The organism is Pseudomonas sp. HMWF021 (genome assembly GCF_003061005.1).
GTDB lineage: Bacteria > Pseudomonadota > Gammaproteobacteria > Pseudomonadales > Pseudomonadaceae > Aquipseudomonas.
This window is the reverse complement of record NZ_QAIK01000150.1, coordinates 1-6,805: the sequence shown is the minus strand read 5'-3', so window position 1 is coordinate 6,805 and position 6,805 is coordinate 1. Positions and strand designations below refer to the sequence as shown.

General features: G+C 59.6%; 6 protein-coding genes and 1 pseudogene. 5 read left to right on the top strand and 2 right to left on the bottom strand.

Annotated features, from left to right (window positions below; translation table 11 throughout):
- Positions 1 to 199, bottom strand: a pseudogene (locus DBR18_RS29665) (aldehyde dehydrogenase family protein); the annotation flags it as partial.
- Positions 200 to 540: 341 nt separating this feature from the next.
- Positions 541 to 1,917: a glutamine synthetase family protein gene (locus DBR18_RS21440; protein ID WP_047293499.1), complete on the bottom strand. Its 1,377-nt coding sequence runs from the start codon at positions 1,915 to 1,917 to the stop codon at positions 541 to 543.
- A 282-nt stretch (positions 1,918 to 2,199) separates the two neighbouring features.
- Here DBR18_RS21440 and DBR18_RS21435 point away from each other — a divergent pair, with 282 nt between their 5' ends.
- From DBR18_RS21435 to DBR18_RS21410, 5 genes are all read left to right on the top strand, one after another.
- Positions 2,200 to 2,961 (top strand): gamma-glutamyl-gamma-aminobutyrate hydrolase family protein, encoded by a 762-nt coding sequence (locus DBR18_RS21435; RefSeq protein WP_108591817.1) that lies wholly within the window; start codon positions 2,200 to 2,202, stop codon positions 2,959 to 2,961.
- Between the two features lie 369 nt (positions 2,962 to 3,330).
- Positions 3,331 to 4,473, top strand: coding sequence for a polyamine ABC transporter ATP-binding protein (potA, locus tag DBR18_RS21425; protein ID WP_108591816.1), 1,143 nt, complete (start codon positions 3,331 to 3,333; stop codon positions 4,471 to 4,473).
- A gap of 29 nt (positions 4,474 to 4,502) precedes the next feature.
- A complete protein-coding gene (locus DBR18_RS21420; RefSeq protein WP_371260449.1) occupies positions 4,503 to 5,384 on the top strand; it encodes an ABC transporter permease subunit in 882 nt (293 codons plus the stop codon).
- Positions 5,381 to 6,256, top strand: a complete 876-nt coding sequence (locus DBR18_RS21415; RefSeq protein ID WP_108591815.1) for an ABC transporter permease subunit — start codon at positions 5,381 to 5,383, stop codon at positions 6,254 to 6,256. The genes DBR18_RS21420 and DBR18_RS21415 overlap by 4 nt, the downstream gene beginning before the upstream one ends.
- Positions 6,257 to 6,409: 153 nt before the next feature.
- Positions 6,410 to 6,805, top strand: a 396-nt coding sequence (locus DBR18_RS21410; RefSeq protein WP_146188778.1) for an extracellular solute-binding protein, incomplete at its 3' end; no start/stop codon positions are given.

The following is a 6,805-nucleotide window of genomic DNA, read 5'->3' as shown; positions in this document are numbered from 1 at the left end:
TCGAGTCGCTGATCGGTTTGCCCATGTCGAGGGTTTCCAGCAGCGCCAGTTCTTCCTGGTATTGCAGGATCAGATCGGCGAAGCGGATCAGGATGCGTTTGCGCTCGGCCGGGGCTTTGTTGGCCCACACGCCGGATTCAAAAGACTGGCGTGCGACCTCGACGGCGAGGTTGGCGTCGGCTTCATCGGTGCTGGCCACGGAGGCGAGGAAACGGCCATCGACGGGGCTCAGGCACTCGAAGGTATCGCCACTGATCGCCGGGCGATATTCGCCGTTGATGAACGCGCGGGATTCGATGCTCAGGGACTGGAAGCGTTGTTCCCAGTCGTTGCGGGTGGTGGTCATGGTTGTGGCTCGACAAGGGGGATTGATGACTGGCGGGAGGACTCAGCCAATCAGAATTTGGTAATCCGATCCCCTGTAGGAGCTGCCGAAGGCTGCGATCTTTTGACTTTGTTTTTGCAAGATCAAGATCAAAAGATCGCAGCCTTCGGCAGCTCCTACAGGGAAGGGTGGTGAGTCAGTTACCACCCATTACGTCAGACCGTATGCAGATACCAGTTGTACTCAAGGTCGGAGATCGAGTTCTCGAACTCGGCCAGCTCGCTTTCCTTGCACGCGACGAACACGTCGATGTACATCGGGTCGATGTAGCGGGCCATGACTTCGCTGTCGTCCAGCTCGCGCAATGCATCGCGCAGGTTGTTCGGCAGGCTCTGTTCGTTCTGCTCGTAGCTGTTGCCTTCAACGGGCGCGCCCGGTTCGATCTGGTTGGTCAGGCCGTGGTGAATACCGGCCAGCACCGAAGCCATCAGCAGATACGGGTTGGCGTCGGCACCGGCAACGCGGTGCTCGATGCGCACGGCGTCGGCCGAACCGGTCGGCACACGGACTGCAACGGTGCGGTTGTCGATGCCCCAGCTCGGCGAGTTCGGCACGTAGAACTGCGCGCCAAAGCGACGGTACGAGTTGACGTTCGGGCAGAGAAAAGCCATTTGCGCAGGCAGGGTCTCCAGCACACCGCCGATCGCGTGTCGCAGCGCGGCGTTCTGCTCGGGATCCTCGCTGGCGAAGATGTTGTTGCCTTCTTTGTCCAGGATCGAAATGTGCACGTGCAGACCGTTGCCCGCCTGACCCGGATACGGCTTGGCCATGAAGGTGGTATCCATCTCGTGGTCGTAGGCGATGTTCTTCACCAGACGCTTGAGCAGCACCGCGTAGTCGCAGGCCTTGATCGGATCGGAGACGTGATGCAGGTTGACTTCGAACTGCGCCGGAGCGCTTTCCTTGACGATGGCGTCAGCCGGGATGCCCTGCTCTTTCGCACCTTCGAGGATGTCTTGCAGGCAGTCGACGTATTCGTCGAGGTCGTCGATCAGGTACACCTGAGTCGACACCGGACGCTTGCCGGACACCGGCGAACGTGGCGACTGCGGACGACCGTTCACGTTGTCCTGGTCGATCAGGTAGAACTCGAGTTCGAACGCGGCGCAGATGGTCAGGCCCAGTTCGTCGAATTTGCGCACGACGTTGGCCAGCACTTCACGCGGGTCGGCGAAGAACGGCTCGCCTTCCAGCTCGTGCATGGTCATCAACAGTTGTGCGGTAGGACGCTTCTGCCACGGCTCGATGCTCAGGGTGCCCGGGATCGGGTAGCAGATGCGGTCGGCGTCGCCGATGTCCAGGCCCAGGCCGGTGCTTTCCACCGTGGAGCCATTGATATCGAGAGCGAAGAGCGAGGCCGGCAGATTGATGCCTTTCTCGTAAACCTTGTGAAGACTGGTGCGCTCGATGCGCTTGCCGCGCACCACACCGTTCATGTCTGCAATCAGAAGGTCGACGTACAAAACCTCAGGATGTTTCTTAAGGAATGCGTTTGCTTCGTTGAGTTGAACGGCACGCAGAGGGACCGACATGATGCACCTATTTAGCTGTTAATTATTATGTTCACCGCTGTTTCGCCGAGCCAGTCAATCCGAAAGGCAAAGTGAAGTCAATAGCGAACACCTGGCCGCTCAGCGTTTATTTTTCGGGCTTTTTTTAACACTCTCGTGCCAACGCAGGCGCCACAAGGCCTGGAATCATGAAGATTTGATGAACGGCGTTTAGAATTTTTTACATGGCAGTTGTTAATTAAAATCAACGAGGCTAAGCTCCGGAAAAGCTCGTTCAAGTGTCAAACTTCGAGGTGAATAAAAATGGCATTCAAGCCATTGATCGGCGTTACTGCGTGCGTCAAACAGATTGGCCTGCACCCCTATCACATCAGCGGCGACAAGTACGTTCGCGCTGTCAGCGTTGCGGCGCTGGGGTTGCCGGTGGTCATTCCTTCCCTTGGCAAACTGACTGAACTCGAAGACCTGCTCGGTCAGCTCGACGGTCTGTTGCTGACCGGCTCCCCCTCGAACGTGGAACCCTTCCACTATCAAGGCCCGGCCAGCGAACCCGGTACGGATCACGATCCGGCGCGGGACGCCACCACCCTTCCTTTATTGCGTGCAGCCATTGCGGCGGGCGTTCCGGTGCTCGGCATTTGCCGTGGCTTCCAGGAAATGAACGTGGCCTTCGGCGGCAGCCTGCACCAGAAGGTGCATGAGTTGCCGGGCATGCTCGATCACCGCGAAGCCGACAGCCCCGACGTAGCCGTGCAATACGCACCGGCGCATGCCGTCACGGTGCTGGCCGGTGGCGTGTTCGAAGCGCTGGCGTTGCCGGGCGAGTTCCAGGTCAACTCGATTCACAGTCAGGGCATCGACCGCCTCGCGCCCGGCCTGCGTGCCGAAGCCGTGGCGCCGGATGGCCTGATCGAGGCGATCTCGGTCGAGCACAGCCCGACCTTTGCCCTTGGCGTGCAATGGCACCCGGAATGGCAAGTGCTGGACAACCCGAACTACCTGAAGATTTTCCAGGCGTTCGGCGCGGCCTGCCGACAACGGGCGGCGCGACGCAACCAGCGCTGACACCACCCAGGATTTCAAAACTGTTTACTGCCCCCACGGGGTCGGCGGCGGCGCGCGTGCGCATCCGTCATCCGTGAAAACAACAAACCGTAATAACAACAAGTACGACCCAGGCAGCCAGGACGGCGGCGCCGACCAAGCCGGATCGTAGGAGCAGTGCCCGTCAGGACAACGCAAAACCCTGTGGGAGCGGGCTTGCTCGCGAATGCGGTGTGTCAGGCAACAACGATGTCGACTGACACGGCGCCTTCGCGAGCAAGCCCGCTCCCACAGGGGAATGTGATCCGACAGGCAATGCGCTTACAGGCTTGCAATCCACTTAAGCCCGGCCACGTTGGCCGAGCGAACGAAACCTGTTGGGAGTTTCACATGGCAAACGCCTCCAGCACTTACCGGAAGGCACTTGAAGGCCACCAGCAACCGAAAAAGGTTCTGGTGAAAGTCGATCGTGTCACCAAGAAGTTCGACGAAACCACGGCTGTGGACGATGTGTCCCTGGAGATCCATCAGGGCGAAATCTTTGCCCTGCTCGGTGGCTCCGGTTCGGGCAAATCGACCCTGCTGCGCATGCTCGCCGGTTTCGAGCGCCCGACTGAAGGGCGGATCCTGCTCGACGGTGTGGACATCACCGACATGCCGCCCTACGAGCGGCCGATCAACATGATGTTCCAGTCCTACGCGCTGTTCCCGCACATGACCGTGGCGCAGAACATCGCCTTCGGCCTCAAGCAGGACCGTTTGCCGGCCAGCGAAATCGACGCCCGCGTCGAAGAAATGCTGCGCCTGGTGCACATGACCCAATACGCCAAACGCAAACCCCATCAGTTGTCCGGCGGTCAGCGCCAGCGCGTCGCCCTCGCCCGCTCCCTGGCGAAACGTCCGAAGCTGTTACTGCTCGACGAGCCGATGGGCGCACTGGATAAAAAACTGCGCTCGCAGATGCAGCTGGAACTGGTGGAGATCATCGAGCGCGTTGGCGTGACCTGCGTGATGGTGACCCACGACCAGGAAGAAGCCATGACCATGGCCGAGCGCATCGCGATCATGCACCTGGGCTGGATCGCCCAGATCGGCAGCCCGGTGGACATCTATGAAGCGCCGGTCAGCCGCATGGTCTGCGAGTTCATCGGCAACGTGAACGCCTTCGACGGCACCGTGGTGGAAGACCTTGAAGGTCACGCGATCATCCACAGCCCGGACCTGCAGCAGAAGATCTACGTCGGTCACGGCGTCAGCACGTCGGTGCAGGACAAGTCGATCACCTACGCGATCCGCCCGGAAAAAATGCTCGTCAGCACCCTCAAACCCGAAGTCCGCTACAACTGGTCCGAAGGCAAGGTGCATGACATCGCCTACCTCGGCGGCCACTCGGTGTTCTACGTCGAGCTGCCCGGCGGCAAGATCGTCCAGTCGTTCATGGCCAACGCCGAACGCCGTGGCGCACGGCCGACCTGGGACGACAAGGTCTACGTGTGGTGGGAAGACGACAGCGGCGTGGTACTGCGCTCATGAGAACCTTCAATCAGCAATTCCTGCGCCTGGTGCCCAGCGGGCGAAAGTTTGTCATCGGCATCCCGTTCATCTGGCTGTTCCTGTTCTTCATGCTGCCGTTCTTCCTGGTGATGAAGATCAGCTTCTCGGAAGCCGCGCTGTCGATCCCGCCTTACTCGGAGATCTACACCTACGCCGAACAGAAATTCCAGCTGATGCTCAACATCGGCAACTACACCATGCTCGGCGAAGACGAGCTGTACCTGTCGGCCTACCTCGGTTCGCTGAAGGTCGCGGCGCTGAGCACGATGATGTGCCTGGTGATCGGTTTCCCGATGGCCTACGCGATCACCAAAGCGAGCAAGGAAGCGCAAAACGTCCTGCTGCTGTTGATCATGATGCCGACCTGGACCGCGATCCTGATCCGCGTTTACGCGTGGATGGGCATCCTCAGCAACAACGGTCTGCTCAATGCGTTTCTGATGTGGACCGGGCTGACCGATCACCCGATCGAGATCCTCAACACCAACACTGCGGTGTATATCGGCGTCGTGTATGCCTACCTGCCATTCATGGTGCTGCCGCTGTACGCCAACCTGGTCAAGCACGATGGCAGCCTGCTGGAAGCGGCGTCCGATCTGGGGTCGAGCAACTTCAACAACTTCTGGAAAATCACTGTGCCGCTGGCCAAGAACGGCATTATCGCCGGCTGCATGCTGGTGTTCATTCCGGTGGTTGGCGAGTTCGTGATCCCGGAACTGCTGGGTGGCCCGGAGACGCTGATGATCGGTCGCGTGCTGTGGCAAGAGTTCTTCAATAACCGCGACTGGCCGGTGGCGTCTGCGCTGGCGGTGGTGATGCTGTTGATCCTGATTGTGCCGATTCTGCTGTTCAACCGCAGCCAGGCCAAAGAGATGGAGGCACGGGGATGAAACGCTTCGGTTTTTCCAAGTTCATGTTGATCTTCGGCCTGATGTTCATTTATCTGCCGATGCTGATTCTGGTGATCTACTCGTTCAACGCCTCGAAACTGGTGACGGTGTGGGGCGGCTGGTCGGTGAAGTGGTACGTCGGCCTGCTCGACAACACGCAGCTGATGGGCTCTGTGGTGCGCTCGCTGGAAATCGCCTGCTACACCGCGATTGCTGCGGTGGCGCTGGGCACCCTCGCCGCCTTCGTCCTGACCCGCGTGACGCGCTTCAAAGGTCGCACGCTGTTCGGCGGTCTGGTGACGGCGCCGCTGGTGATGCCTGAGGTGATTACCGGTCTGTCGCTGTTGCTGCTGTTCGTGGCGATGGCGCAATTGATCGGCTGGCCGCAGGAGCGTGGCATCGTCACGATCTGGATCGCCCACACCACGTTTTGTGCAGCCTATGTGGCGGTGGTAGTCTCCGCCCGCCTGCGGGAGCTTGATCTGTCGATCGAAGAAGCCGCGATGGATCTGGGGGCCAAGCCGTTCAAGGTGTTTTTCCTGATCACCATTCCGATGATCGCGCCATCGCTGGCAGCGGGCGGCATGATGTCGTTCGCCCTGTCGCTGGACGACCTGGTGTTGGCGAGCTTCGTCTCCGGCCCGGGTTCGACCACGCTGCCGATGGAAGTGTTCTCGGCGGTGCGTCTGGGCGTGAAGCCTGAGATCAACGCTGTTGCGAGCCTGATTCTGCTGGCGGTGTCGCTGGTGACCTTCCTCGTCTGGTACTTCGGTCGCAAGGCAGAAGCCAGCCGCAAGAAAGCGATTCAGGAAGCGATGGATCAGACCGCGAATGAGGCGTGGCAGCCTCAGCGCACCGCAGCCACTGCTTGACCTGTAGGAGCTGCGGCACGCTGCGATCTTTTGACCTTGTTGTTGAAGATCAAAAGATCGCAGCCTCGTTTCACTCGACAGCTCCTACAGAAAGGCGCTCGTCGATCAAGTTTCAGATGTGTGTTTTTGAATAAAAAGAATGGAGTTTCACCGATGAAAATGTTTGGCAGGACTCTGCTGACACTGTCCTTAATGGGCGCAATCGCCACGGGCGTCCAGGCCAACGACAAGGTGCTGCGTGTTTACAACTGGTCCGATTACATCGCGCCGGACACCGTCAAGAAGTTCGAAGACGAGACCGGCATCCGCGTGACCTACGACGTGTTCGACAGCAACGAGACCCTCGAGGCGCGTTTGCTGGCGGGCAAATCCGGCTACGACATCGTCGTGCCGTCCAACAGTTTCCTGGCCAAGCAGATCAAGGCCGGGGTCTATCAGCCGCTCGACAAATCCAGGTTGTCGAACTGGAAGAATCTCAACCCGGTGCTGTTGAAAAACGCCGCCGCCAGTGATCCGGACAACGCTCACGCGTTCCCGTACATGTGGGGC

Bases quoted from the DNA above. Each gene is read 5' to 3' on its own strand.
- DBR18_RS21440 (WP_047293499.1), bottom strand. From the start codon at position 1,917: ATGTCGGTCCCTCTGCGTGCCGTTCAACTCAACGAAGCAAACGCATTC.
- DBR18_RS21435 (WP_108591817.1), top strand. From the start codon at position 2,200: ATGGCATTCAAGCCATTGATCGGCGTTACTGCGTGCGTCAAACAGATT.
- potA (WP_108591816.1), top strand. From the start codon at position 3,331: ATGGCAAACGCCTCCAGCACTTACCGGAAGGCACTTGAAGGCCACCAG.
- DBR18_RS21415 (WP_108591815.1), top strand. From the start codon at position 5,381: ATGAAACGCTTCGGTTTTTCCAAGTTCATGTTGATCTTCGGCCTGATG.